The following is a 25,890-nucleotide window of genomic DNA, read 5'->3' on the forward strand; positions in this document are numbered from 1 at the left end:
AGACCGCACCTTACCTCTTCATCTGCGACAAAATCGTCCGGCACTGATTGGCTTCCCCTTCTGATGGCGAAATCAACGCCAGCAGCGCCGCGGCTGGCGTGACCAGCGTTGCGAGCGCTGCCGCCACCGCACCGCGTGCAATCAGCGGCCCGGGTTTAACCCCCGCCTGCGGATTTTTGAAAGTGCCGCGCACGTAGAGCGGCGAGCGCAGGGTGATGATACGGATCCCTTTGCTTTCCGGGTCGATGGTTAAATCAAGCTGCTCAGAGGCCATGCTGGCGGTTCCGGTCACGTTGATTACCGCGTTTTCCGTGTCGAAGGCAAAAATCTGCGGCCGCGCCACGCCGTTAACCAGATCCAGATTCGCCGCCGCGCAGTTCACCCGCACCTCATCGTCACCAAAGATCTGCCCGATGATGTAGTTCCCGACGTTCAGCCCCAGGATTTCCATCAGGTTGCGGCTCACCAGCCCGTCGTTCATCAGTAGCTTGAGGTTGCCGTTACTGCTCCCGAGCAGCGCCGCCACGGAGTTCCCCACCCCGCGAATGTCCGCGTCACCGTTCATTTCACCAAGGGTCTTCTGCATCAGCTCCACGTTGGGCATCAGCTCTTTCAGCTTAAGCCTGCGCGCCTGTATATCAGCCCGACCCTGCATCGGCTTTTTATCGCCTTCCAGATGAATGTTCGAGGAGATGGTTCCGCCCGCCATGCCAAACTTCAGCGGCTGCAGACGCAGGTCGGCATTTTTAAGCAGAATATGGGTTGAGAGGTTGCTGATCGGCAGCGTGCTGCCGTGCTCGATTTTTCGCCCTTTGAAGCGCACATCCGCATCCATTACATCCCACTTGTCGGTTTCAAAGCGATCGTAGGGCAGCACTTTCCCCGCGGGCTGAAGGTCTTTTTTGACCTCTTTCGACTTCGTGCCTTTGCCGGAATCAACGCCGATCAGAGGGCCCAGATCGGCAAGCCTCAGCTGGCGGGACTCCACATCCCCTTCCAGTTTCGGACGCGGTTTGCCGGTAGTGTAGGTCAGCGTACCGTGGATATCGCTGTCGCCGATACGGCCGTTGAAATCCCGATAGTCAAAGACAGACGATTTTTCCGTATCGAGTTTGGCCACCAGATGCCCGTCCGTCTCAAACGGCGGCGTATCCGGCAGCAGCACGCCGGTGAGTTCGTAGAGCTCCCCCAGCGAATCTCCGGCAAACTTGAGCTGCAAATCAACCCCGCCCATGTTCATTGGATCGTTGACCGTGCCGGTAAAGGCGACTCGCGTGTTGCCGGAGCGGAAGTCCGCCTGCACCGGGAACGGGGTACCTGCGCTTCGCAGCGCCAGCATGCCGCCAATTTTACCGGTGCCGGTCAGTGGCTGTCCGTTGTAGCGCCCGGTGGCCCGCAGGCCGAAAACGTAATCGCCCGCGCTGGCGTTATCCCCTTTCGCTTTGGTGCCGGTCACTTCACTGAACGGCAGCGGCTTACCCAGCGGATCGACCAGGATCTCCACGTCGGCCTTGCTGACTTTATCGTCGATGGCGATCCGCCCGCGATCGAACAGAATGTTATCGAGACGGAATGACCACGAAGAGGGCTGGGCATTGGGATCTTTCTCGCCGCTACTGGCGAGGTTAAAGGTCCAGTTATTGTTTTTTTCCGAGAGACGGATCAGACGTGCATCGGGCTGCTGAAGCTTGATCCACGGCAGGTAGACGGTTTTTGTCAGAAGCGCTAACGGCGCCAGCGTGGCTTCAACCCGCGGAAGATGTACCATGGTGACGGCAGGAATATCCGGCGGATTGCCCAGAACGATGTCGTCGGCGTGAACGTGCGGCCAGGGGATCCAGCTTCGCCAGCCGGTCTCTTCTTTCTGACGCTCCCAGACCACGCCCAAATCACCGCGTATCGCGAAGGGGCGGTTCAGTTCAGTTGAGACTTTCTGGTTGATGGTCGGCTTAAGACGGTTCCAGTCGAATGTCGCAATAATGATGATAGCGACCACGATCAACAACAAGAAAATCCCTGCTGTCCAGGAGATTACCCTGGTTGTTTTAGTCATTTTGATCCCCTTTTCCTGATGACCTGTCCTGTAAAACTATAGTCCAGACAAAGGGAAACGGGCGGTTCAGAGGTTGGTTATCACACCGTCGAGGGTATCCATGGGCACCGGACGTGAGAGGTAATAGCCTTGCGCGGCGGCGGCGGGTGAGTTTTGCACATCGCGCCACTCTTCCAGCGTTTCCACACCTTCCACAATGACGCCTTTGCAATAGCGGTTCATCAGCTGTAATAACAGCGTAAACAGATTCCGCCCTTCCGGGGTCTGGCGCAGCATAATGAACAGATCGCGGGCCACTTTGATGTAGTCGTAACGCACTTCGCTGAGGGCGGAGAAGTTCGCCATGCCGGTGCCAAAGTCATCCAGCCACAGGGGGCCAAATTCACACATCGAGGCAAAGGAGGATTCCTGCGGCAGGCGGACATGCTCCACCAGTTCAAAGCGCATCCACGGCAGGGTGGCGATAAGCTCCTGCAACTTCGCGTTCTGGCGCAGCGCCAGCAGGGTTGGGCCATCCACGTTGACCGAGGCCAGAATATCGTGCTGTTCGAAAAAGGCCTTTTTCGTTTCCAGCATGCGCAACTGCTCTTCCAGCACGTCCAGGCGCTGGCGCACGGCGACTTCGGCAAAATAACGGTCCGGCGCGATACGCTGTGAAGGGTTAGAAGGGTGCGTAACGACCGTCAAAATTTCAATCGCCATCAGTCGACCGTCGGTACGATAGATCGGCTGGTAGGTATACACACGCTCACATTGCAGCCAGTAGCGATGCTCCTGCAAGTTCTCAATACTTGCCTCAGGCGTAGTGCTCAGCCGCTGGATAACCTGCTCTGACTTCATTTCAGATGTCCTGTTGTTGGGATGGCCTTTCTGGACTCGTCACTGGGTTATCGGCGCGATAATTGAGAACTTTATGTTCAATTCACCGGGAAAATGAAATTAAGATGACAGAAATGAACAGGAACACGCGCTGGTTCAAAAAAAATAATGGAACGATGTTTTAATATAGTTGACCTGATAATTCACACAGCGCACACTGCTTTTAAATACTCTGTTCAGGTTCATGATTATGTCCAAAAAAATTGCCGTTATTGGCGAATGCATGATTGAGCTGTCACAAAAAGGCGCGGACGTTAGCCGCGGTTTTGGTGGCGATACCTTAAACACCTCCGTGTATATTGCCCGTCAGGTGCCGCCGGAGGCCCTCACCGTGAACTACGTCACCGCACTGGGTACGGACAGTTTCAGCCAGCAAATGCTGGACGCCTGGCAGAGCGAACACATTGATACCTCGCTGATTCAGCGCATGGAAAACCGCCTGCCGGGTTTGTATTACATTGAAACCGATGATACCGGCGAGCGCACCTTCTACTACTGGCGAAACGAAGCTGCGGCCAAATACTGGCTGGAAAGCGACGACGCAGCCGCCATTTGCGAAACGCTGGCGACGTTTGATTATCTCTATCTGAGCGGGATTAGCCTCGCCATCTTAAGCCCGACCAGTCGTGAAAAGCTGCTGTCGCTGCTGCGCGAATGCCGCGCCAATGGCGGGAAGGTCATTTTTGATAACAACTACCGTCCGCGCCTGTGGGCCAGCCGTGAAGAGACGCAGCAGGTTTACCAGCAGATGCTGCAGTGCACCGACATCGCGTTCCTGACGCTCGACGACGAAGATGCCCTGTGGGGCGAGAAGCCTGTTGATGAGGTTATTGCGCGCACCCAGGCCGCTGGCGTGAGCGAAGTGGTGATTAAGCGCGGCGCGGCATCGTGCCTGGTGGCCGTAGCAGGTGAGGCGGTGATTGACGTCCCGGCGGTGAAACTGGCGAAGGACAAAGTGGTGGATACTACGGCAGCGGGTGATTCCTTCAGCGCGGGCTATCTGGCGGTGCGCCTGACGGGCGGCACGCCTGAAGCGGCTGCACAGCGCGGGCACCTGACGGCCAGCACGGTGATTCAGTATCGCGGGGCGATTATTCCGCGTGAGGCGATGCCTGCTTAAATAAGGTGCGGGCTGGTGCCCTCACCCTGACCCTCTCCCACCGGGAGAGGGAATTTTTTAGATTACTGCCCCTGTGGAATATCCGTCGCGTCCTGATGCAGATCATCAGACGTTGCCGCCTGCGTAGGTTGCGGCGCGGCGGTCATGATTGAATCCCATGTCGCCTGCAGCTCCTTCATGTTGTATTCCGGCTCGCCTTTCGGCTGCAGAAGGACTAATCCCATATCCTGCGACAGCTGCTGACGTAAATCCTGATTTAACATATCGACGGTCAGCCCATTCAGGAAGTCCTGACGGAGCTTCTGGTACTGTTCCGGTGCGATGTCCACCACCTGATTCTGCAAGGAGCGAATACGCTGGCTGATCAGGATATCCGTATCGGCGCGGGCATAGGTGGCAAACAGCTTCTGCAGTTCCAGCTTTTTCTGCGCGACCAGCGCGTTGAACTCTTCTTCAGACAGGCCCTCTTTGCGCACTTTTGCCAGCTCTTTCGCCACCACGCCCAGATTGGCATTCAGCTTATCGCCAGGCGATTCGATATTAATGGCGCACTGGGCGCGCTGGAACAGCACCCGGCAGTCGAAGCCCAGCGCAATGTTCTTCACGCTGTTCTTACTGAGGCTCTGCTGAACGTGCCAGAACAACGCCTCACGCGTCAGATCCGCACGCCAGTAGCGCAGCAGCGCGGCGGATTCGCGGATAGGCTGCCAGGCGGTATCCCACATCATGGAGAGCCGGTCCTGACGCACGGCATCAGTGGAGATGCTGACTGGCTCTGTCCGCAGCGGGGAGAGCGTCGGGACAGGAGCAGGCGTTTCACGCTTGCCTTTCAGCTCGCCGAAGGCTTTGTTGATCTGCTCAACCACCGCGCGGCTATCCACATTCCCGACCACGATCAGCGTCATCGCGTCCGGGGTGTACCATTTCTGATAGAACGATTTTACCTGTTCGGCATCGACCGGCTGTTTCAGCGGCTCTGCCGGATCGTGCCCAAGCAGCGCTGAGCCTTTCAGGCGATAACGCCACCAGCCCTCTTTGGTATCCGCAGGCCAGGTCGCCACCATATCGCTGTTGCTCAGCGCATAGTTAACGGTTTCCGGCGTGATCGCCAGATTGCCAGTGGCATCGGAGAGATACGTAAGGGCTTCTTTAAGCAGATCGTTACGGTTATTCGGCAGGCTCAGGTTAAACATGGTGTAGTCATACGAGACGACGGCTGGCGGCAATGGACGCTTCGGGTCAATGCCTTGCTGCCAGAGCGAACGCACCTGAACAGCCTGTAAACTGCCGCTCTGGGTGAGCGCCAGTCGGGGAATAAAATGGCTAAAGCCGGTCTGCTGGGTGCTTTCAGTGAGGGAGCCGGTATTCACAGACAGACGGATCTCAATACGATCGCTGGGACGCTGCGGCGTGGCTAACACCTGCCACTGAAAACCATTCGCCAGGGTCCCTTGTTGCCATGCCGGGTCTGGCTGGAGCGCATCTGCCTGCACATAACTGGCTGCTGCCATCATCAGCAAACCGCCGGTTAAGAGTCGAATTTTTGTGCCCTGCATGTGAACCCCTGATCAACATTCCTGGTTAAAAAGAGTGTCTCGCGACGCGCTTCACTCTAAAAGATGACGATGAAAACACGTCGATTAGACCGCGCGTTCGGCAAAACGTCACGGTGAGAAGTGCAATATACCCAAAAAAAATCTTGTCGAATTATGACAGGTACGAACAGTCATTATGCGCAGGAGCCCGCATTCCGACAAGGGAATGCGGGAATTTAGCGGAAAATCAGGAGGATAAACCCGGGTTTTTGCTATCAGAAGAGCGATTATTCAGCGTATCGTCGAGCTTTTTGTGATCCAGCTCTTTAACCCATTTTGCCACCACAACCGTAGCCACGCCGTTACCCACCAGGTTGGTTAACGCACGCGCTTCAGACATAAAGCGGTCAATACCGAGAATCAACGCCAGACCGGCCACCGGCAGATGTCCCACAGCGGAAATGGTCGCCGCCAGCACAATAAAGCCACTGCCCGTTACGCCCGCAGCCCCTTTCGACGAGAGCAGCAGCACCACCAGCAGGGTGATCTGATGGAAGATATCCATATGGCTGTTGGTTGCCTGTGCAATAAACACTGCCGCCATGGTCAGGTATATCGAGGTACCGTCGAGGTTAAAGGAGTACCCCGTCGGGATCACCAACCCCACCACCGATTTACGACAACCCAGCTTCTCCATCTTATCGAGCATGCGCGGCAGCGCCGACTCAGAGGAGGAGGTCCCCAGCACAATCAGCAGCTCTTCGCGGATATAGCGGATAAATTTGAAGATGCTGAAACCGGCCGCGCGGGCAATCGACCCCAGCACCACCACCACAAACAGAATACAGGTGATATAGAAGCAGATAATCAGCTGGCCGAGCTGTACCAGCGTGCCGACGCCGTATTTACCGATGGTGAACGCCATTGCCCCGAAGGCACCAATCGGCGCCAGGCGCATGATCATATTGATGATGCCAAAGATGACCTGCGAGAAGCTTTCAATGACGTTAAAGATCAGCTGGCCTTTGCTGCCCAGACGATGCAGGGCAAAACCAAACATGACGGCGAACAGCAGCACCTGCAGAATGTTTCCGCTGGCAAACGCCCCGATCACGCTGCCGGGAATGACGTCCAGCAGGAAGGCGACCACGCCCTGATCTTTCGCCTGCTCAGCGTAAACCGCCACCGCTTTGGCATCCAGCGTCGACGGGTCGACGTTCATGCCAGCGCCAGGTTGTACCACGTTGACAATGATCAGACCGATAATCAGTGCCAGGGTGCTGACCACTTCGAAATAAAGCAGCGCCACTGCACCGGTACGCCCTACCGCCTTCATGCTTTCCATGCCAGCGATACCGGTTACCACCGTACAGAAGATCACCGGGGCGATGACCATTTTAATGAGCTTAACGAACGCGTCGCCAAGCGGTTTCATTTGCGCACCCAGTTCCGGGTAGTAGTGACCCAGTAAAATACCGATTGCGATGGCTGTCAGGACCTGGAAGTAAAGACTTTTGAAGAGTGAGGTTTTCATAGAATGTCCTTGGGAAGAAAAACCACAGGCTTTGTAAGGTTATGGTTAACCTGCGGCTCTAAAATAACACCCGCATAACAGGACAGAAATAAACTCAGTTCAAATTTGAAACACAAATGTTAAGAACTTTGAGCTGGCTCGCACAAGCCAGCAACAAAATTACACTTTTGCGTTATTGCCAGCGCCGGAAAGGTACCGTTGTTCAAAGACATCCGACGGGACGGCACGGGCAAACAGGAAGCCCTGGCCTTTCCCGACACCCGCCTCAGCCAGCCAGCGGCGCTGTGCTTCCGTTTCGATACCCTCAGCAATCAGATTCAGGTTGAGGCTACGCGCCATCTGAATAATGGCTTGCACCATGCTGCTGTCTTCCGGCAGCCCATCGACAAACGCTTTGTCGATTTTCAGGACATCCACCGGCAGCGTTTTCATGTGCTGAAGCTGACGCAGTCCGGCATAGCCCATGCCAAAATCATCCAGCGCGATGCGGATACCGGCGTTGCGCAGCGGTTTGAGGATCGCGACCGCCTCATTCGGGTCGTCAATACGACGGCTTTCCGTCACTTCCAGAATCAGCGTATCCGGCTGGATCCGGTAGCGATTGATGAGCTCCAGCATCTCCGAGACCATAGTGGGATGCATCAACTGCAGGGCAGAGAGATTGACCGACAGCGGCAGGTTGACACCACGCTCCTGCCAGGCGGCAAGCTGGCGGCATGACTCCTCAAGCACCCAGTAGCCCACCGTGACCATCAGACCACAGGACTCAATACGTTCGTTTAACCCTTCCGGCAGCTCCCAGCTGCCATCCGGCTGCTGCACGCGCAACAGCGCTTCCGCGCTTTCCACTTCACCCGTCAGCAAATTGACCTGCGGCTGGAGCCAGAGGGCAAACTGGTGGTTATCCAGCGCGGTGAGGATGTCGCTCTCTTCCGTCAGACGCTGCTGCGCCTTTTCCATCTGATCCGGGTCGAAGAACTGGATCTGGTTTTTCCCTTTGCGACGGGCGGTGAATGCCGCCGAGAAGGCGCGACGATAGAGCTGCTCCGCGGTCAGATCGCCATAGAACATGGCAATCCCGATACTGGCGCTGGGGCGAAGCTGGATACCCTGAATGGGCAGCCGCTCATTAATGACAGTGAGTACTTGCTGACCTAACGTGATCGCATGCCACGGCTCTTTCACGCCGTTCGCAATCACCACCAGGTCATAACCGCTGACCTGAGTCAGCACCATACGTGGAGCAAGAACCGATTTAACCTTTTCGACCAGCGTCAGCAACAGCATTTCACGCTGGCTCTCCTTGAGCACCCCAGCGGTATCCTGCAGGGTTTCACAGGCGATGACCATCAGCGCCGTGGTCTGCTGGCGCGCCACGGTCTGCTCCAGCATCGCCATCAGGAACGCTTTATTAGGAAGCTCCGACACCGGGAAACGGGTGGCGCTACTGTTCAGTTCATCCTGCTGACGCTGAATGCGCTGCTGGTTGAGGTTGTAGCTGCGCACCAGCATGCCGATCTCATCGTCATGATGCAGGCGGGGCAGCTCAAGCTGATGACCCATCTGCTCCTGGGGGGAAAGCGCGTTCAGCTCCCGGGCGATACGCCGCAGCGGGTGGACAATCAGCCGGTTAATGCACCAGGTCAGCGCCACGCTCAGTATCAGCGTCATAAGTAAGCAAGTGGTCACTAACGTAATAAACCAGCTCATGACGAATTTATACATGCGGTACGAGTCCGCCTGCAGAACAAGATAGGCCAGCGGCTGCGGATTCGCAGGGCGTTCGAGCGAGTAGATGGGAAGCGAAATTTGTACCGGCAGTTCAAACAGGCGCATCACCATCATCGGGACGGGACGTTCCGGGATAAAACTCATCCGCAGCGCCTGGAACTGGTTCGGCAGCACCACGTCTGCGCGGCTGACGACGCCCGCAGGCTGAATACGTTTTAAAATGGTTTCCGCTTCGGGAATATCGCCTTTCAGAATAGAAGCCGAAAGCGGGCCACGCACCGAGCGGGCAATACTTTCTAATTGCGAAGCCGTGTTATAGCGATTCTGCTGTACGGAATGAAACAGCAAAATGACGCAAAATAGCAGTACAAACAGCAAGGTGACAGCAGAAACCATCGCCATCTGTTTGATCGTTAAGGAACGGCTGACACGCAAAATGACTCTCCACAGAACTCGAAGCGCAGGGCGCACCAGGGTGTAAACCTGGCGCGCCTGAGTATACCCGATCGCCGCACTTTTAAGAGAGACTTACAAATGGATTAAGTAAAATCCGATTACCAGTCCGCGTAGGGAATGAGCGGCTGTGGCGGTAAGTCCATATCACCCTGCCAGCCTGCGGCGGAGTAGCGTACATAGAGCAGCGCATGGCTTGGGGTATAGTCTTTCGCTTCCTGAATATCCACGCCAAGACCCACAAACCAGTTGGACGTGACCCGGCGCTCGACAATGGCCCGCGCGGTATAACCGGTGCCTGAGGAGCTGCTGCCGGTTTCCATCGCCCCCCTGTCGGTGTAGCGGCCTGGCTCATCGACGGGAATGAGTCCCTGAAGGGGATAGCGCAGCACATCGTTGGTTTTGGAGTGAGACCATGAGACAGATCCGCCCAGCTCCCAGGACCAGTTCTCCGTGCGTTTACGCCAGGTGACCGGCAGCGCAAAGGAGACATATTCCTGCGGGCTATAATAGCCGCCCTGACCCAGGGTATAGCCGCTCAGATCTTTATCGTAGTGCCAGAGCATGTTAGAGACACCGACAGTCAGGCGCTCGTTGTTTTTATTAATCAGCTTGTAGTAGTAACCGGTCATCCAGCGGACGCGCCAGTTATCCTCTACATTTTTCCCGGTCAGCGATTCCGCGTTCAGGCTTGACCAGATGCCGTTCGCCTCGCCTTTATCGTAGCTGATGCTCACGCCACCGCCGGTGGCGCGCACGCCGCCCCAGGTGGTGCCGGTATTGGTGTCTTTTTGCCCGGCAAAGGCCAGCAGAGAGCTGGAGATCGGGCGACGGTGGGCGTTAATGGTGTAGCCGATAGGACCGAGATCGTTGCTATAGCTCACCCCGCCGACCACATCCACCACGTCAAAGCCCATTGGCGTGGTGCCGATATCCCATGCCCAGGTTTTATTCTGCCAGCCCACGGCCACGCTTGCGCCGTTTGACGTCTGACTGGTGTTGCCACGACATGGCGTTTCGGCACAGGTCCCCCATTTGGGATCGTAGGTGCCGTTGTTAGTGGCAAACGAACCGGCATCCATATTGACCAGATCGCTGCGGAGGAACATCCGTCCATCAGAGAGCGGCGCATCCACCTGCAGCATGGTGGTGTGGGCTTTCAGGTCGGAGTAGCCGCCGGTACCGCTGGAGCCCCAGTAGTCGTGCTGCAGCGTAACGTTAACATCCTGCTGGCGATACAAATCACCGGCATCGCTACGCACGCCGCGCTTCAGCCAGTCATCTTTTTCGTCGTTACGCGTCAGGCGCGTAAAGGTGTCATTGTCTGCCGGACGGGTGGTGGTGATGCCAGAGGAGACCATGGCATCTTTATAGGTTTCCAGCGCCTGCTGAGGCTGGCCGTTTTGCGTCTGAAAACGTGCCGCATCACGCAGCACCAGCGCGTTTTCCATTGATGCAGGCTGTGATTTTGCCTGCGGAATGATGCTGTTGAACGTCTTTTCTGCCGCAGCAGAATCACCCAGCCCCGCCTGCGCCATCGCGATGCGGCGCTGCATGTTGAGCGACAACGGCTGACCATTTTGCGTCGCAGGCAGTTTCGCCAGTTCGGCACGCGCAGCGTCTTTGTCGCCCTGCGCACTGTAGATTTCGGTCAGGCCGAGGATCGCATCTTCGTTTTGTGGCTCGCGCTGCAACACGCCGCTGTATGCCGTTTTTGCTGCACTGAGATCGCCCCGCTGCTGCGCCCAGTCCGCCAGGGTTAAATCGATACGGGTAGAAGCAGGTTGCTGACGAAGAAGATTTTCCGCCTCCTGCTCTTTGCCGCTGTCGCGCAGGCGATTGGCGGTTTCGAGCACCTGATTACTTTGCAGGCGGTCGGCAAGCTCCTGAATATTGCTGTTCCACTGGCTGCGCGGCAGCGTCTCCAGATGGGCCAGCGCGGCACGATCCTGGTCGTTACCGGAAAGATAGAGCCCGTTGGCATACACCTGATCCGGGTCGGTCGGTTTCTGGCTGGCAAGCTGACGCATCAGGGTATCTGCCTGACTGCGCTGGCCCGCGCTGTAGAGATCGCGCGACAGGCGATAGGTGATCCACACGTCGCCTGGAGAGAGCGCCAGACGACGACGCTGAACCTCGGCGGCCTGGGCGTATTTGCCCTGGTTCTCCAGCTGCTCGGCCTGGGCGGAGAGTTGTTCGTTGGTCAGGCTACGTTCAATATCATCAATGCTGCGACGCTGGCTGGCGGAGAGCGACTGGATAAACTGCGAGGCTTTCTCCGGTGACTGTGCGCGATAAATATTGGCCAGTCCGCGGACCGCGTTACTGTTGCCGCTGTCCATGCGTAATGCCTGGCGATAATAGCGCTCGGCGGCGTCGTTATCTTTACGTGCCGCTGCGGCATCACCCAGCCCCAGCACCGCATAACTGTCGCTATTGTCGATAGTGCGCGCCTGTTGATAATAGCGCTCCGCCTGTGCCGGGTTATTCGCTTTCAGCGCCGCATCCCCCTGCTGGATCAGCAGCCAGTAACGGTTCACCTTCAGCAAGCTGTCCCATTTGCCGCGGTTATCGCTCTGCGGATCGAGGGCGATCGCCTTTTCAAACTGTGCCACCGCGCGAGCACGGTCGCCTTTCTGGGAGTATGCCTGGCCCAGCGCGCCAATGGCTTCGCTGTCGGCATGGTTTGCGCTGACCGCCTTTTGCAGTTCCGCCACCGCCTTATCACCCTGTCCGGCATCCACTGCCGCCAGGCCTTGCGCTTTCGCACGGAAAGTTGGATCGGCGAGCTGTTTTTGCTGCGCTTCAAGCTGTGAACGCGCGGCGGTTACGTTCTCACCGTCACTGAATACGCTCAGGTACTTTTGCAGCGCGGAGACGCTGGCACTGCTGACAGGCTGGTCTTTGATCTGCGCATACCACATATCCGACGCCTGGCTGCGGCCATTGCTGGATTTGGCCATCTCCTGCAGCACCGCAAAGCCTTCATCACGGCGCCCGGTCTGGAACAGCAGCTGAGCCAGCGTCGACTGCAGCTGCGTATTGCCAGGGCTGCTGCTGTTGATCTTTTTCAACTGGTTAATGGCCGCATTGCGGCGGGCGGGATCTTTCGCCACCACATTCCAGTATTCCGTTGCCACGTTGCCGCCCGGCGGGTTGCCGTCGAACAGCTTGTCATAGGCGGCAATCGCTTCCTGGGTATGGCCTGTCGTGGCGAGTAAGCGAGCCTGCTGTAACTGCTGGCGGCCATCCGGCGTGGAAAGCAGCATCGTGTTGCGCGAGGACTGGTACGCGCTGGAACCGGGGGCGATCCCTTTCAGTCTATCCAGCTCTTTTTGTGCGCCGGCGTTGTCGCCCTGACGAAGCAGATAACGAAAACGTGCCGCAATAACGTCAGGGTTGTTCGGGTCGATCAGCTCAAGACGATAGAGCGACTGACGCACCAAATCTTCACGCTGCGTCGATTCCCCCAGGCGCACCTGCTCCAGCAGCTGTTGCTGCTGCGGAGAGTTGACGGCCTGAGCCAGCGGCATCAGCGCCAGGCCAAGCGATAAACTGAGTAGATTTACTGTGAACTTGCGCATTCCTGGCCCCAATCCGGTATTAATTCACCTTTTGTGGTGAAACGAAAACGATGCTGATCCCATCCTTGTCCAAAGAGAGTCAGTACATAACTGTAGTAAGCATTATCATCAGGAAAGTGGTCAGCCACGCGCTGGCGCTGGACGGCCTGCGCATCACGCTGTTGTAAAAAAGGCAGCATGGCGGCAGAGAAGCCGACCGGGCCATTGCCCGTGCGTGCTCCACTCGCCACATTCACTTTCTCCGGTGGTACACCCTGTTTTGTTGTGGTGGCGGCCATCGGCCTGAAGCGCGCCAGCAGCCGGGCTTTTTGAGGATCGTTATCGTTCATCATCCCCACCCAGAGATAGACGCGGATGGCGTCATATCCCCCCACCAGCGGCGGCTCCTGCTGTAACCGCCAGCCTTTGTTTTTCTGGTATTGCACCCAGTCCGGCGAAAAACCTTTCGGCGCACTCTCCAGCAGCAAGCGCAGATTGGTCTCACGCAGGGTGGTCCACGGGGCGCCAAAACGCGTGAAGTAGCTTGCGAGCTGTGGTGGAAGATAGCTGGGATTAAAACGCCAGGCGTTCTCATCGACAAAGCCAACTTTACCGGGCAGCAGCATCAGACCGAGGCCAGGTACTTTCACCACTTCTTCGCGGGCGATGCGCTCGAGTAGCGCCTTGCCCGTACGGGTATAGTCAGCGTCTTTCCATAACCGCCCCGCTTCAAGCAGGGACCAGGCGATCCAGATATCGGCATCCGAGGCGGAATTGGTATCGATAACCGCCCAGGTGTCTTTGTCTTTTTGTCCCCATAACCAGGCAGGGAGCGTGTCGTCGAGATGCCCCCCGGCAAGGTTATCCCGCGTCCATGCCAGCACCTTGTCGAACGCTTTACGGTCATTCGCGGCGAGGGCAAAGAACAGCGCGTAGCTTTGCCCTTCCGAGGTAGTGATTTTACGCGTGTCGCTGGGATCAATGACCCGCCCGCCCTCGCTGATGTAATCCTGTTTAAATTTCTCCCAGGCAGGCCAGGTACAGGCGGCGCGCAGAGGCACCGCCGCCAGCATCAACGCAATGACACACCAGCGAAAGGCTTTCATCACATCTTACTCATGATCCGGATTCAGGCGACGACGGCTGATGATACGCAGCAGACGCCACAGCACCCAGGCCAGCAGCACCACGCTGACGGCGGCCAGGATAGCGAGCAGAATCGGATGGTTAGAGAGCGCATACCACAGACGTTCGAACCATGGCAGATGCCCCACATAGTACACATCGCCTACGCGCAGGCTGTTCACGCCCGACTCACGGATCACCGACACAGAGCCGAACATCGCGGCACGTTTACCGCTGTCGTTCATCGCACTGTTGAGCAGTTCGTAGCCACGCGGGCTGTCTGCGAGCAGGGCAATCACGCTACGCTGATCGTTATACGGTGACTGGAAGCCGACCACGGCCGCCATCGCCCCCTGAGACGTAACAGCCGTCTGCGCGCTGGCTTTACGATCGTTGATATCCGGCATGATGCTCGGGAACTCGGTCTGACGCAGCGGCGTGTTAACCCAGGACTGGGCTGCCTGAACCAGCAGATCGATACGCTTCTCATCCTTCAGCTTATCCGGGATGGAACCGATCACCATGATGTCCGCATCTTTGTTCTGAATTTGAGTGCCATCATCCGTCAGGGTAACGTTAATCGCCGGCAGGCCCGTTTGCGCGCCTACGGTCGCCATGGTGTCCAGCAGCGTCGTCACCTGCCCTTCATTTGGTGCTTTTGGCATCACAATAATGGATTCAGACAGGTCCGCCATACGGCTGAACGGGAAGCCCGCGTTAGCAAATGCCCGCAGATCCGGCATGGCGAGGAAGTGATAGTACTTCGAGAAGTCGATGGTCGATTCATCGCCAATCACGACATGGTTCTGCACCGGCTGGAAGGTGATGCAGTTGTCCACCGAACCGCCCGGCATTGGATTCATGTACTGGAAATCAAAGCGCAGCTGGTTTACCGCCCCGAGCTTCAGCGCCGGGATGGAGACATCGGTTTTACCATCCAGCAGCCCCTGCAGTACCGGCAAACGCAGCAGCAGACGGTTCGTTTCCTGATTACTCACCAGATTAAACGACTGCAGGAACTGGTTATTCAGGCTGATATCCATGCGCGAACTGTCTTTGGTTGACGGCGCGGTGTAACGATAGTTCATGTTCATATCGATACCGGTGGTGCGCAGCAGATACAGGTCCGGCGGCAGGTTCAGCGACAGGCTGACAGGAGACGGCTCAATCCCTGTCGACTGCAGCTGCTCTTCATAGGTTTTCAGCTCGCCGAAGGTGACGGCGCGGTCGGTACGTACCCAGTTTGGCGCGTCATAAGGTTTACGTGCCAGCAGCGGCTTGACCTCATCGACAACCACGCTACTGCCGCGGAACAGGATATTCCCCTGTGCAATCGCTTTTGCCGCCTGCACCAGGTCTTTCTCATCACGCCCGAAAACCACCAGCAGTTTCACATACGGGTTATCCGGGTGGCTTATCATCTCAATGGTCGGCGCTTTGACATCCGGGTGCTCACGCAGGAAAGCAGGACGCTTCGCGTTGGTCGCAAAGATGATGGCATTTCTGTCAGGGATCTTGTCATACACAACCGGGAAGTTCTGCCCGCGCCAGCCGGAACGGGAGCCGAACCAGGAGGCCACGATGGTCGCTGCCAGTTGCTCCGTGACGTCCGGTGAGGATGCAAAGACCATCGGCAGGTTTAACGGGCGATTATCACGCGGATCGAAGAACGGCACCGGGAACGCGGAGAGATCGTTTTTCAGCGCCAGCGACTGGTAGGTCATCTGCAGAGATGAGTTACGCCCGACATCCATCCACAGCGTGTTGCTGGCCGGGTTTTCGCAGACGTCACGGTAGTGGCCCACGAATTCCAGACGGATACGGTTAAAGTCGGTGATAAACAGCGGGTTGATCGGCACCTGAGCCAGGGTTTTCTTACCCAACTGCTCTTTGGTGACCGGCAGCACGTCCATCAGTTCGTCATTCAGGTAGACCTTCAGCTGAGACTGGGTCGGCAGCAGCGAAGGAGAAGGGGTATATTCCAGGTTCAGCACCGCCTTCGACACAACCTCATCGCTGCGCATACCAAACTCAACGCCGCCTTTAGGATTGACGCCGCGCAGCACCATGCTGCCCGGAGGCGGCGCAATCTGCGCAAAGGTGAGCTTCACGTCCCGCGACGGGGCATTCTCTGTGACAACAGGCGCATTAGCCCCCGGAACGCCCGGCATCACCTGCCCCACAACCTGCGCGTCGGCCGGCAGGGTATTTCCCGCTGTCGGCTGGTTGGGAACGAGATTTTCTGTTTGACCGGGCGCCGCGGTGACAACCGGCTCGGTCGCTTGCGACACCACAGGCACCGTAGGAGCTGGCGTGGCCGCGGCGTTATCAGGCGCTGCGTTAGCCATTGTTGCGGGGAGCGTACTCATCCCCATTGCCACTGCACATAACCAGGAAAGTTTTGTTTTCATCGCGTTATCATCATTGTTGAGCCATAACCGGGTCCGCCTGCTTCGCCTCATCCCGCTCAGGACGACGAGGAATGAACGACACGACCCAGGAAACCAGCGAAGTAAGTGACCGGAAAATTATTTTCACCGACGACGGGGCAAATTCTGCAAGGTGACGATAGCCACGGAACCCCAGCTTCAGAATATCCAGCAGGCTTTCCAGAGGCTTATCTTCCGGGAAGCTGTCCTGCCAGAGAGCCCACGTATCCGCGCGGGCAAACGTACACTGCACAAAATCAATATGTTGCTTCCTGGTCAGCGGCATCAGTTGCAGACCCACTTCATTGCCTGCCACACGCACAACCTGTGTCGGGAAGACATACTCCTGCTGGCCACGCTTAAGCAACAGGTTAACCTTCTGCCCTTCCAGCACCTTCGCCTGTCCGTTGATTTTGATACCCAGACCACCGTCGGAGAAGTCATGAACGGTACAGGAGAAGAGATGACCATCTTCACGGGCTATCGCCGCAGGCATGCTGATTTCAACACGATGCGCGCGACGTACCTGCTTGCTTTCCACCGACACCGCCACCGCGCCGCCAAGGATAATCAGGTTGTAAAATACCCATGCCATACTGACGAACACCGTCAGGATTTCGTTTTCCGGACCGTAGAAGTAGCGCCAGATACCGGCAATCACCCCCACAATGTTCAGCAGCACCAGGAAGATGTACGGACGGGAGATCACCCAGTCGACATACTCCTCTTCCACCAGGCCCCCCTTCGCGGTGACGTTAAACTTGCCTTTATGCGGGTTAATCAGCGCCACCATCGTTGGCGGCGCGATGTACCAGGCCAGCACCGTTTCGTAGATTTCACTCCAGAATGAGTGGCGATACTTGCCCTGAATCTTCGAGTTGGTCAGGCTCGCGTGGATCATGTGCGGCAGAACAAACAGCGCAATCATCAGCGCGGGCGCGTAGATGATATAGGCGTGAAGAAGCAGGAACGCCAGCGGCGCGGTCAGGAAGATCAGCCGCGGAATACCGGATAAGAAGTGGAACATGGCGTTGACGTAGCACAGACGTTGCGCCAGCTTGAGGCCTTTACCCAACAGCGGGTTATCAAGACGGAAAATCTGTACCATTCCGCGCGCCCAGCGAATACGCTGGCCGATATGCGCCGACAGGGATTCCGTCGCCAGACCGGCCGCCTGAGGGATACGCATATAGGCCGAGGTATAGCCGCGACGGTGCAGGCGTAGCGAGGTATGGGCATCTTCGGTAACCGTTTCAACCGCGATGCCGCCAATTTCATCCAGTGGTTTACGGCGGATAACCGCACAGGAACCGCAGAAGAAGGTCGCATCCCACATGTCGTTGCCGTCCTGCACCAGGCCATAGAACAGCGTGCCTTCGTTCGGGGTCTTACGGAAACGGCCGAGGTTACGTTCAAACGGATCCGGCGAGAAGAAATGGTGCGGCGTCTGCATCATCGCCAGCGCTTTCTCTTTCAGGAACCAGCCCATCGTCATCTGCAGGAATGAGCGCGTCGGCACGTGGTCGCAGTCAAAGATGGAGACAAACTCCCCTGTCGCATACTTCAGCGCGTTGTTGATGTTCCCGGCTTTGGCATGTTCGTGAGAGGTACGGGCGATATACTCAACGCCCACCTCTTGCGCGAACTCACGGAACGCGGCCCGACCGCCGTCATCCAGGATCCAGATTTTGAGCTTATCTTTGGGCCAGTCGATACCCAGCGCGGCGTAAATGGTATTTTTCACCACGCTCAGATCTTCGTTATAGGTCGGCACAAAGAGATCGACAGTCGGCCACTGCGACGTATCTTTTGGCAGCGGAACCGGCTGGCGGTTGAGCGGCCAGATCACCTGGAAATAGCCCAACACCAGCACAATCCAGGCGTACGTTTCAGCAAACAGCAGCACCAGACCGCATACCAGACTAACCGGATCATCCCAGTTCAGCGTTGAGGTATAACGCCACCAGATATAGCGGCAGGAGACGGTCAGTGATAACACAATCAACATCAGGGCGGAGAAGCGTCCCGGTATACGCCGCACCAGCAGCGCCACGCCCCACAGCAGGATCAGGAAAGTGAACTGCGCCAGCGGGTTAAAGGGTTGCGTGATACAGACCAGCGCCAGAATGAGCGAGAAGACAACAATCACGCCCAGAATAAAACGCCGTAAACCCGGGTGCAGATGCCCGAGTTCTTTATGGTTATCCAGATGGCTGGTCTTATCGCCCACGCGGTCAGGCAGCCTGTCCAGCCACTGATGATAGCGTTCGCGTAAAAGCTGGACCCGGCTGAAGCTGCGCCAGTGCGGCGTCTTTTTCTCCTGCCGCGGCGACGTGACCACCAGCCAGATGGCCTGAATGATGTACCGCGCCGGATCTAATGGCCGTGGACGGTCAGGATTAATGTGCGGATACAATTCACTGTGTCGCGCACGAATGCGCTGCCAGCGGGGGTGCTCGAGGGGGATGAACATCCAGGCCAGAATCATCCAGAAACAGCCGAACACGGCGCTAAATGCCGATGCACCGTGCCGGCGATAATGCCGGTAATGGTCGCTTAAACGCGAACTGACCGGTGGGATGAGTAACCAGCTGGCGAGTCGACTCATACCGTACCCCTGGCAGGATCCGCCTCTTGGGCGAAGTGCAGCAGACACCAGTTCGCCAGCGTCAGGATCTCTTCTGCCGCCAGCGAATCGCTACGATACTCGCCAAGTGGCTGTTTGGAGGCGAGGCATTCCGCCATCCCCTCATCACGATGGATCACAATCGGCAGCAGACGACGCTGGCTTTGCAGCCAGACCTGATACAGATCGTCCTGGATCTGGCTGCCAATGCGTAAATCGTTAATCAGGATATGGCTATTCTGGGGCAACCCCTGCTGATGTAAACGGATATGGCAATTAGCATCGACGTTCACAATGGAGAGCACGTGGTCGCACTGGGCAATCAGCTGTCGGGTCAGCGTGCCGGCACCGTGCGGCAGATCCAGCAGGATCCACTGATAATGGCCTTTTTCTTTGAGGCTCTGCAGTGCGAGTGTGAATTGCGAAAATAAACGCTGATAGGCGGCTTCATTCTCACGCTCTGTCGTGGTCAGTTGACCAAACGGCAGGAGATCGAGCTGAGAGGTGTAACGCAGACCCGCATCACGCCAGTCTTTATCATCAAGCAACGCGCGGGCCCAACCCTCTGTACGGGTAAAGTCGACGTTAAATGACATACGCAGCAAATTATCGGCGCAGGCGTCAATCACCAGCACCGATTCACCTAAAAGCTGTAATGACCACGCCAGCGCCGCGGTAACGGATGTTGTACCCACTCCACCACGGACGCCCTGTAATCCGAGTATGGCCATCAATGGCTCCCTTATTGTTGTTGGGTAAATTCAGCTAATAACGGCCAACGTTTAATAGCCGCAGCCAACTGTTCCCGCTGGGAAATATCGGTGTAATCTATTTCAGGTAAAGAAAAGGCCTGCGTCAGCGCCAGAAAATCGTTTTGGAATGTGTAACCCAGGGTCGAATCGACTGGGGTTCCGGGTTCGTTATTATCCATTTTTTTCCATCCCTTTGAGTATCGTTTTACTCTCTGAAGTCGCGAGGCTTCCTGCCCTGTGAAATTTCATTTACATGCTAAATCTGATGCTCTTTAATTTCAATGTTAGGTTTATTTCTACGCTTTCGCTAGTAAACTGATATACAGACAAATTAGACGAAAAGAGGGACACCGTGGACTCCATATTTTCTATTGGCATCCAGTCATTATGGGACGAATTGCGCCACATGCCAGTCGGAGGAGTCTGGTGGGTTAATTCGGATCATAATGAAGATGCTATCAGTCTGGTAAACCAGACAATTGCCGCGCAGGGTAAGGACTCCCGGGTCGCTGTCATTAGTATGGGCGAAGACCCGAAGCAAATTATTACGCTTGAGCGAGACCGCGGTCCACAGACGGTACGCTTGTTTTCCATGCCGTCGGAAGCAGATAGTCTATACTATTTGTCCCGCGACATTCAGTGTTCCATCAATCCAGACCGCTTTTTATTGATTCTTAAATGTTCACATAACGCCCTGCAAAATATCCCGACGGAGAAACTGCTGCAGTGGCTGGAAAAAATCAATAAATGGGCAAAATTTCAAAATTGCACGCTATTGATAATCAATCCCGGCAGTAATAACGACAAGCTGTTTTCACTTTTAATGGCGGAGTATCGCTCGCTATTCGGCCTGGCGAGTCTGCGCGACCAGGCGGGCAGCTATCTCTACGATATTGCATTCTGGTGTAATGAAAAAGGCGTGAGCGCCAGACAGCAACTTACGCTTAAACATATTGACGGCGAGTGGCACCTTGCCCAGCAAGAAGAAACCGTGGTGCAACCGCGCAGCGATGAAAAACGGATCCTGAGCCATATTGCGGTACTGGAGGGGGCGCCCGCGCTGTCTGAAAACTGGTCCCTGTTTGAGTCCAATGAAGCGCTTTTTCATGAAGCTCGCACGACGCAGGCGGCAACCCTTGTTTTCTCGCTGATGCAGAACAACCAGATTGAAACGCTGGCACGACAAATTCATACCTTACGTCGTCAACGCGGCAGCGCGTTAAAAATTGTGGTACGCGAAAACAATACCAGCCTGCGTGCCACGGACGAACGTCTGCTTTTGGGCTGTGGCGCAAACATGGTTATCCCGTGGAATGCCCCTCTGTCACGCTGCCTGACGCTTATCGAAAGTGTCCAGGGGCAGCAGTTCAACCGCCACGTACCGGAAGATATTTCCACGCTGCTTTCCATGACGCAGCCGATGAAACTGCGTGGTTATCAGAAATGGGATACCTTCTGCGATGCCGTTGGCAACATGATGAACAACACGCTGCTTCCTGCAGACGGGAAAGGGGTAATGGTTGCCCTGCGACCTGTACCGGGGATCCGCGTGGAACAGGCGCTCACCTTATGCCGCCCGAACCGTACCGGGGACATCATGACGATTGGCGACAACCGCCTGGTTCTGTTTTTGTCTTTTTGTCGGGTGAACGATCTCGATACCGCACTGAACCATATCTTCCCGCTGCCTACCGGGGATATTTTCTCAAACCGTATGATTTGGTTCGAAGACAATCTGATCAGCGCTGAGCTGGTGCAGATGCGTGCCCTCGCGCCTGAAAACTGGGTGAAACCGCTACCTGTCACGAGCGATGTCAAACCGATCCTCAATGCACGGCATGACGGCCATGTCTGGCGTCGGGTTCCGGAACCCCTTCGCTTATTAACTGAGAATGGGGAGAACGCACCATCATGAATATCAGCGATATCATTCAACTGGTTGTATTCTGTGCGCTGATCTTTTTCCCGCTTGGTTATTATGCACGCCATTCACTGCGTCGTATTCGCGATACGGCCAGAATGGCGTTTGGCAAACCTCGCTATGTCAAACCAGCCGGAACACTGACACGGGCAACACACGTCAAGGCAGACCGAAAACATGACTAACTCAACTTATACCGCTTCGTCACCATCGCCTCTGTGGCAATACTGGCGCGGCCTTTCCGGCTGGAACTTCTACTTTCTGGTGAAGTTTGGTCTGCTGTGGGCTGGCTATCTGAACTTCCATCCTCTGCTGAACCTGGTGTTTATGGCTTTCCTGCTGATGCCGCTGCCCAATATCAGGCTGCATCGCTTGCGTCACTGGGTTGCCATCCCGCTGGGTTTTGCGCTGTTCTGGCATGATACCTGGCTGCCGGGGCCGGACAGCATCATGAGTCAGGGTTCGCAGGTCGCCGGGTTTAGCGCCAGCTATATCCTCGACCTGACCGAGCGCTTTATTAACTGGCAGATGATTGGCGCGGTCTTTGTGCTGCTGGTTGCCTGGCTGTTTCTGTCACAGTGGATCCGCGTCACGGTGTTTGTCGTTGCCATTATGATTTGGCTGAACGTTCTGACGCTGGCTGGGCCAAGTTTTTCCCTGTGGCCTGCCGGTCAACCGACCAGCACAGTGACCACCACCGGAGGAAGCGCGGTAGCAACCGTTGCCACGGCTGGCGACACGCCGGTGGTGGGCGATATTCCAGCACAGACCGCACCGCCGACCTCAACCAACCTGAATGCCTGGCTTTCCAGCTTCTACACCGCGGAAGATAAGCGTCAGACTAAATTCCCGGATGCACTCCCGGCAGATGCTCAGCCGTTTGAACTGCTGGTAATTAACATCTGCTCCCTCTCCTGGGCTGACGTTGATGCGGCTGGTTTAATGTCGCACCCGCTGTGGTCGCATTTCGATATCCAGTTTAAAGACTTTAACTCTGCCACCTCGTACAGCGGCCCGGCGGCCATCCGCCTGCTGCGAGCAAGCTGCGGCCAGCCATCGCACAAGAATTTGTATCAGCCCGCTGGCAACCAGTGTTATCTGTTCGATAACCTGGCGAAACTGGGCTTTACGCAGCACCTGATGCTGGGGCATAACGGTCAGTTCGGTAACTTCCTGAAAGAGGTACGTGAAGAAGGGGGTATGCAGGCACCGCTGATGGATCAAACCGGGCTGCCGGTCACGCTGCTGGGCTTCGACGGCTCGCCAGTCTATGACGATACCGCCGTGCTACAGCGCTGGCTGCAGACCATTGAAAAAGACAGCAATCCGCGCAGCGCCACGTTCTATAACACCCTGCCCCTTCACGACGGTAACCACTTCCCGGGCGTGAGCAAAACGGCGGATTACAAAGTGCGTGCGCAGAAGTTCTTTGATGAGCTGGATGCGTTCTTCACTGAGCTGGAAAAATCTGGCCGTAAAGTGATGGTGGTTGTCGTTCCGGAGCACGGTGGGGCGCTGAAAGGCGACAGAATGCAGGTGTCCGGCCTGCGCGATATCCCCAGCCCGTCCATTACCAACGTGCCGGCCGGGATTAAATTCTTTGGTATGAAGGCACCGCATCAGGGCGCACCGATTGAGATCACTCAGCCAGTCAGCTGAGCTCGTGGCCCGCGCGGTCGATGGTAAGCTGTTTGTGGAAGATAGCGTGAACTGGGATCAGCTCACCAGCAATTTGCCGCAAACCGCGGAAGTGTCAGAGAATGCGAATGCGGTTGTCATTCAGTACCAGAACAAACCGTACGTTCGCCTGAACGGCGGAGACTGGGTACCTTATCCGCAGTAAGTTCTACAGACTCTCTTCCCCTAGGGGAGAGGGAATGATTGTTCCGCGAGCCAGACGAGCATTTTCAGGCTCGCGGAATAATAGCCATCTTCCATCCTCTAGGGCGCATACTTATTTATTCAGCGCTGCGCAGGGAGATCTCACCGCCCACCCAGGGCTTGATGACGCCATCCTGCTCCAGGAGCAGGGCACCCTGTGCATCAATGCCGCGAGAGATACCGTAGATCTCCTTATCACCAATCAGCAGTTTCACCGGTCGGTTGATAAAGTTATCGAGTTTTTCCCAGCGAGACAGGAACGATGCCAGCCCTTCCTGTTCAAAGAGAGACAGGGAGGTACGCAGCTCTTTAATCATACGCACGGCAAGCGTGTTGCGATCGATGGTGATCCCCGCTTCCTGCAGGTTGGTCCACGCCTGATTCACCACATCGCTTTGCACATTTCGCATTACCATATTGAGACCGGCACCAATGACAATTTGCGCCGCATCGCCAGTTTTTCCCGTCAGTTCGACCAGAATACCGGCAAGCTTACGATCGTTCAGGTAAAGGTCATTTGGCCATTTTACCCGTACTTTATCCGCACCAAGTTCATGCAGAACTTCCGCCATAACGATACCAATCACCAGACTCAGACCCACTGCGGCGGCAGGCCCCTGCTCAAGACGCCAGTACATGGAAAGATAGAGGTTTGCGCCAAACGGTGAGAACCACTTACGCCCGCGACGGCCGCGCCCGGCCTGCTGGTACTCTGCAACGCAGGCATCCCCTGATTCCAGCTCGCCTATCCGCTCCAGCAGGTACTGGTTTGTCGAATCGATGACCGGCAATACGGCCACGTTACCCTGCCCTATCTGGCTGCGGATGAGTTCTTCATTCAGGAGCTGAATAGGCTCCGGCAGGCTGTAGCCTTTTCCGGGCACGGTGAAGACATCAACCCCCCAGTCGCGGAGGGTCTGAATATGTTTATTAATGGCAGCACGGCTCATGCCCAGTTGCTCGCCTAATTGCTCGCCAGAATGAAACTCACCGTCGGCCAGGATGCCAATCAGGGTTAACGGGATGGTATTGTCCTTCACGCGATAGTCTCCATAGCATTCACTTCACCCGTACGACCAATGAAGCGGACTTCCGGCTCCAGCCAGACGTTAAATTTCTCACCCACTTGCTGACGCACATGGTGCGCCAGTTGCACCACGTCGTCGCTGGTCGCATCGTGTTGATTGATCAGCACCAGTGCCTGCTGACGGTGAACCGCTGCGCCGCCCACGGCAGTACCTTTTAACTGGCACTGATCGATAAGCCACCCTGCGGCCAGCTTCACGCTGCCATCCGCCTGCGGGTAATGCGGGGCAGTAGGCCATTTAGCCAGTAATGCATTCGCATTTTCGCTGCTTATGACCGGGTTTTTAAAGAAACTGCCGGCATTTCCGTTTACTTTGGGATCGGGCAGCTTGGTCATGCGCATATGGCAAACCGAGTCAAACACATCGCGAGGGGAGACGGTTGCCGGATCGAGGCGCGTTAAATCACCATAGGTCAGCACCGGCTGCCAGGTTTTGGACAGACGCAGGCCCACAGCGACAATGACGTAGCGATCCTGATATTCATGTTTGAAGATGCTGTCACGGTAGCCAAAACGGCACTGTTCTGCCGTTAAACGCTGAGCCGTACCGGTCGCCAGCTCAATGCAGTCGACATAGTCGCACACGTGTTTGAGTTCGATGCCATACGCACCGATATTTTGAATGGGCGATGATCCCGCACAGCCCGGGATGAGAGCCAGGTTTTCCAGTCCCGGCATCCCTTTTTCGAGGGTATATTGCACCAGTTGATGCCAGTTTTCGCCGGCACCTACGCGCAAACGCCAGCTATCGGCGCACTCTTCGACCTCAATTCCCATGATGCGGTTAATAATGACCGTCCCGGCAAAATCATCGAGAAACAGGACATTGCTGCCTTCGCCCAGAATCAGTACGGGTTCGTTGTTTTCTGTTGCGCGTTGCCATGCATCCAGCAGTTGCTGGGCCGTATCGGCGCGTACAATGTGATTAGCATTCCGTTGAATACCAAAGGTATTCCAGGGCTTAAGGGAGTGGTTCATAGGCGCTATCCTGATGCAAAAACGCAGGTAGTTTACCGTATAAGCAGTACGTTGTGGGGGATTAGTTTGTGCAACGCAGAAACGCAAAAAGGCCATCCTTTCGGATGGCCTCTTCACTTATTTGATGCCTGGCAGTTCCCTACTCTCACATGGGGAGACCCCACACTACCATCGGCGCTACGGCGTTTCACTTCTGAGTTCGGCATGGGGTCAGGTGGGACCA

Annotated in this window: 16 protein-coding genes, 1 rRNA gene and 1 pseudogene; 4 read left to right on the forward strand and 14 right to left on the reverse strand. The window is 56.2% G+C overall.

What is annotated here, in order from left to right; genetic code table 11:
- Positions 1 to 10: 10 nt before the first annotated feature.
- Both ACOTX3_RS21170 and pdeH read right to left on the reverse strand, forming a co-directional pair.
- Positions 11 to 2,053: an AsmA family protein gene (locus ACOTX3_RS21170; protein ID WP_058679116.1), complete on the reverse strand. Its 2,043-nt coding sequence runs from the start codon at positions 2,051 to 2,053 to the stop codon at positions 11 to 13.
- Between the two features lie 66 nt (positions 2,054 to 2,119).
- Positions 2,120 to 2,893, reverse strand: coding sequence for a cyclic-guanylate-specific phosphodiesterase (gene pdeH / locus ACOTX3_RS21175; RefSeq protein WP_013099209.1), 774 nt, complete (start codon positions 2,891 to 2,893; stop codon positions 2,120 to 2,122).
- Between the two features lie 229 nt (positions 2,894 to 3,122).
- Between pdeH and ACOTX3_RS21180 the strand changes: the two genes are divergently transcribed.
- The gene (locus ACOTX3_RS21180) at positions 3,123 to 4,052 is read left to right on the forward strand and encodes a sugar kinase (protein WP_013099211.1); all 930 of its coding nucleotides are present in this window, start codon (positions 3,123 to 3,125) and stop codon (positions 4,050 to 4,052) included.
- 62 nt (positions 4,053 to 4,114) lie between these two features.
- Here the strand turns inward: ACOTX3_RS21180 and ACOTX3_RS21185 are convergent, their stop codons facing one another.
- The 9 genes from ACOTX3_RS21185 to bcsR form a co-directional block, all read right to left on the reverse strand.
- Positions 4,115 to 5,608, reverse strand: coding sequence for a M16 family metallopeptidase (locus ACOTX3_RS21185; RefSeq protein ID WP_013099212.1), 1,494 nt, complete (start codon positions 5,606 to 5,608; stop codon positions 4,115 to 4,117).
- Positions 5,609 to 5,834: 226 nt separating this feature from the next.
- The gene (locus tag ACOTX3_RS21190) at positions 5,835 to 7,121 is read right to left on the reverse strand and encodes a dicarboxylate/amino acid:cation symporter (protein WP_013099213.1); all 1,287 of its coding nucleotides are present in this window, start codon (positions 7,119 to 7,121) and stop codon (positions 5,835 to 5,837) included.
- Positions 7,122 to 7,280: 159 nt separating this feature from the next.
- The gene (hmsP, locus tag ACOTX3_RS21195) at positions 7,281 to 9,287 is read right to left on the reverse strand and encodes a biofilm formation regulator HmsP (RefSeq protein WP_421631635.1); all 2,007 of its coding nucleotides are present in this window, start codon (positions 9,285 to 9,287) and stop codon (positions 7,281 to 7,283) included.
- A 119-nt stretch (positions 9,288 to 9,406) separates the two neighbouring features.
- The gene (gene bcsC, locus ACOTX3_RS21200; protein ID WP_127869144.1) at positions 9,407 to 12,889 is read right to left on the reverse strand and encodes a cellulose synthase complex outer membrane protein BcsC; all 3,483 of its coding nucleotides are present in this window, start codon (positions 12,887 to 12,889) and stop codon (positions 9,407 to 9,409) included.
- Positions 12,871 to 13,974 (reverse strand): cellulose synthase complex periplasmic endoglucanase BcsZ, encoded by a 1,104-nt coding sequence (gene bcsZ, locus ACOTX3_RS21205; RefSeq protein WP_058679118.1) that lies wholly within the window; start codon positions 13,972 to 13,974, stop codon positions 12,871 to 12,873. Before bcsZ ends, bcsC begins: the two co-directional genes overlap by 19 nt.
- 6 nt (positions 13,975 to 13,980) lie before the next feature.
- Positions 13,981 to 16,404, reverse strand: a complete 2,424-nt coding sequence (gene bcsB, locus ACOTX3_RS21210) for a cellulose biosynthesis cyclic di-GMP-binding regulatory protein BcsB (protein ID WP_058679119.1) — start codon at positions 16,402 to 16,404, stop codon at positions 13,981 to 13,983.
- A gap of 10 nt (positions 16,405 to 16,414) precedes the next feature.
- Positions 16,415 to 19,030: a UDP-forming cellulose synthase catalytic subunit gene (bcsA, locus tag ACOTX3_RS21215; protein WP_058679120.1), complete on the reverse strand. Its 2,616-nt coding sequence runs from the start codon at positions 19,028 to 19,030 to the stop codon at positions 16,415 to 16,417.
- Entirely contained in the window at positions 19,027 to 19,779 is a 753-nt protein-coding gene (gene bcsQ, locus ACOTX3_RS21220) for a cellulose biosynthesis protein BcsQ (protein ID WP_013099219.1), read from the reverse strand. Before bcsQ ends, bcsA begins: the two co-directional genes overlap by 4 nt.
- An 11-nt stretch (positions 19,780 to 19,790) precedes the next feature.
- Complete coding sequence (gene bcsR, locus ACOTX3_RS21225; RefSeq protein ID WP_013099220.1) at positions 19,791 to 19,979, reverse strand: cellulose biosynthesis protein BcsR; 189 nt, start codon at positions 19,977 to 19,979, stop codon at positions 19,791 to 19,793.
- A 173-nt stretch (positions 19,980 to 20,152) separates the two neighbouring features.
- Here bcsR and bcsE point away from each other — a divergent pair, with 173 nt between their 5' ends.
- The 3 genes and pseudogenes from bcsE (at position 20,153) to bcsG (ending at position 23,564) form a co-directional block, all read left to right on the forward strand.
- Positions 20,153 to 21,715, forward strand: coding sequence for a cellulose biosynthesis c-di-GMP-binding protein BcsE (gene bcsE / locus ACOTX3_RS21230; RefSeq protein WP_058679121.1), 1,563 nt, complete (start codon positions 20,153 to 20,155; stop codon positions 21,713 to 21,715).
- Positions 21,709 to 21,906 (forward strand): cellulose biosynthesis protein BcsF, encoded by a 198-nt coding sequence (bcsF, locus tag ACOTX3_RS21235; RefSeq protein WP_028027931.1) that lies wholly within the window; start codon positions 21,709 to 21,711, stop codon positions 21,904 to 21,906. Before bcsE ends, bcsF begins: the two co-directional genes overlap by 7 nt.
- Positions 21,899 to 23,564: pseudogene (bcsG, locus tag ACOTX3_RS21240) on the forward strand (cellulose biosynthesis protein BcsG). The gene bcsF and the pseudogene bcsG overlap by 8 nt, the downstream one beginning before the upstream one ends.
- Before the next feature lie 115 nt (positions 23,565 to 23,679).
- On the opposite strand, the gene birA reads toward bcsG, so the two are convergent.
- The 3 genes from birA to rrf form a co-directional block, all read right to left on the reverse strand.
- Complete coding sequence (gene birA / locus ACOTX3_RS21245; RefSeq protein WP_013099224.1) at positions 23,680 to 24,642, reverse strand: bifunctional biotin--[acetyl-CoA-carboxylase] ligase/biotin operon repressor BirA; 963 nt, start codon at positions 24,640 to 24,642, stop codon at positions 23,680 to 23,682.
- Positions 24,639 to 25,667, reverse strand: coding sequence for a UDP-N-acetylmuramate dehydrogenase (murB, locus tag ACOTX3_RS21250; RefSeq protein ID WP_045294846.1), 1,029 nt, complete (start codon positions 25,665 to 25,667; stop codon positions 24,639 to 24,641). The genes birA and murB overlap by 4 nt, the downstream gene beginning before the upstream one ends.
- A gap of 126 nt (positions 25,668 to 25,793) precedes the next feature.
- Positions 25,794 to 25,890: ribosomal RNA gene (gene rrf / locus ACOTX3_RS21255) — 5S ribosomal RNA — on the reverse strand; the annotation flags it as partial.

Origin of the sequence: Enterobacter cloacae complex sp. IR5384 (assembly GCF_049237265.1) — a bacterium.
Lineage (GTDB): Bacteria > Pseudomonadota > Gammaproteobacteria > Enterobacterales > Enterobacteriaceae > Enterobacter > Enterobacter cloacae.

Coding starts and splice junctions, on each gene's coding strand:
- ACOTX3_RS21170 (WP_058679116.1), bottom strand. CDS start 2,053: ATGACTAAAACAACCAGGGTAATCTCCTGGACAGCAGGGATTTTCTTG.
- pdeH (WP_013099209.1), bottom strand. CDS start 2,893: ATGAAGTCAGAGCAGGTTATCCAGCGGCTGAGCACTACGCCTGAGGCA.
- ACOTX3_RS21180 (WP_013099211.1), top strand. CDS start 3,123: ATGTCCAAAAAAATTGCCGTTATTGGCGAATGCATGATTGAGCTGTCA.
- ACOTX3_RS21185 (WP_013099212.1), bottom strand. CDS start 5,608: ATGCAGGGCACAAAAATTCGACTCTTAACCGGCGGTTTGCTGATGATG.
- ACOTX3_RS21190 (WP_013099213.1), bottom strand. CDS start 7,121: ATGAAAACCTCACTCTTCAAAAGTCTTTACTTCCAGGTCCTGACAGCC.
- bcsC (WP_127869144.1), bottom strand. CDS start 12,889: ATGCGCAAGTTCACAGTAAATCTACTCAGTTTATCGCTTGGCCTGGCG.
- bcsZ (WP_058679118.1), bottom strand. CDS start 13,974: ATGAAAGCCTTTCGCTGGTGTGTCATTGCGTTGATGCTGGCGGCGGTG.
- bcsB (WP_058679119.1), bottom strand. CDS start 16,404: ATGAAAACAAAACTTTCCTGGTTATGTGCAGTGGCAATGGGGATGAGT.
- bcsA (WP_058679120.1), bottom strand. CDS start 19,030: ATGAGTCGACTCGCCAGCTGGTTACTCATCCCACCGGTCAGTTCGCGT.
- bcsQ (WP_013099219.1), bottom strand. CDS start 19,779: ATGGCCATACTCGGATTACAGGGCGTCCGTGGTGGAGTGGGTACAACA.
- bcsR (WP_013099220.1), bottom strand. CDS start 19,979: ATGGATAATAACGAACCCGGAACCCCAGTCGATTCGACCCTGGGTTAC.
- murB (WP_045294846.1), bottom strand. CDS start 25,667: ATGAACCACTCCCTTAAGCCCTGGAATACCTTTGGTATTCAACGGAAT.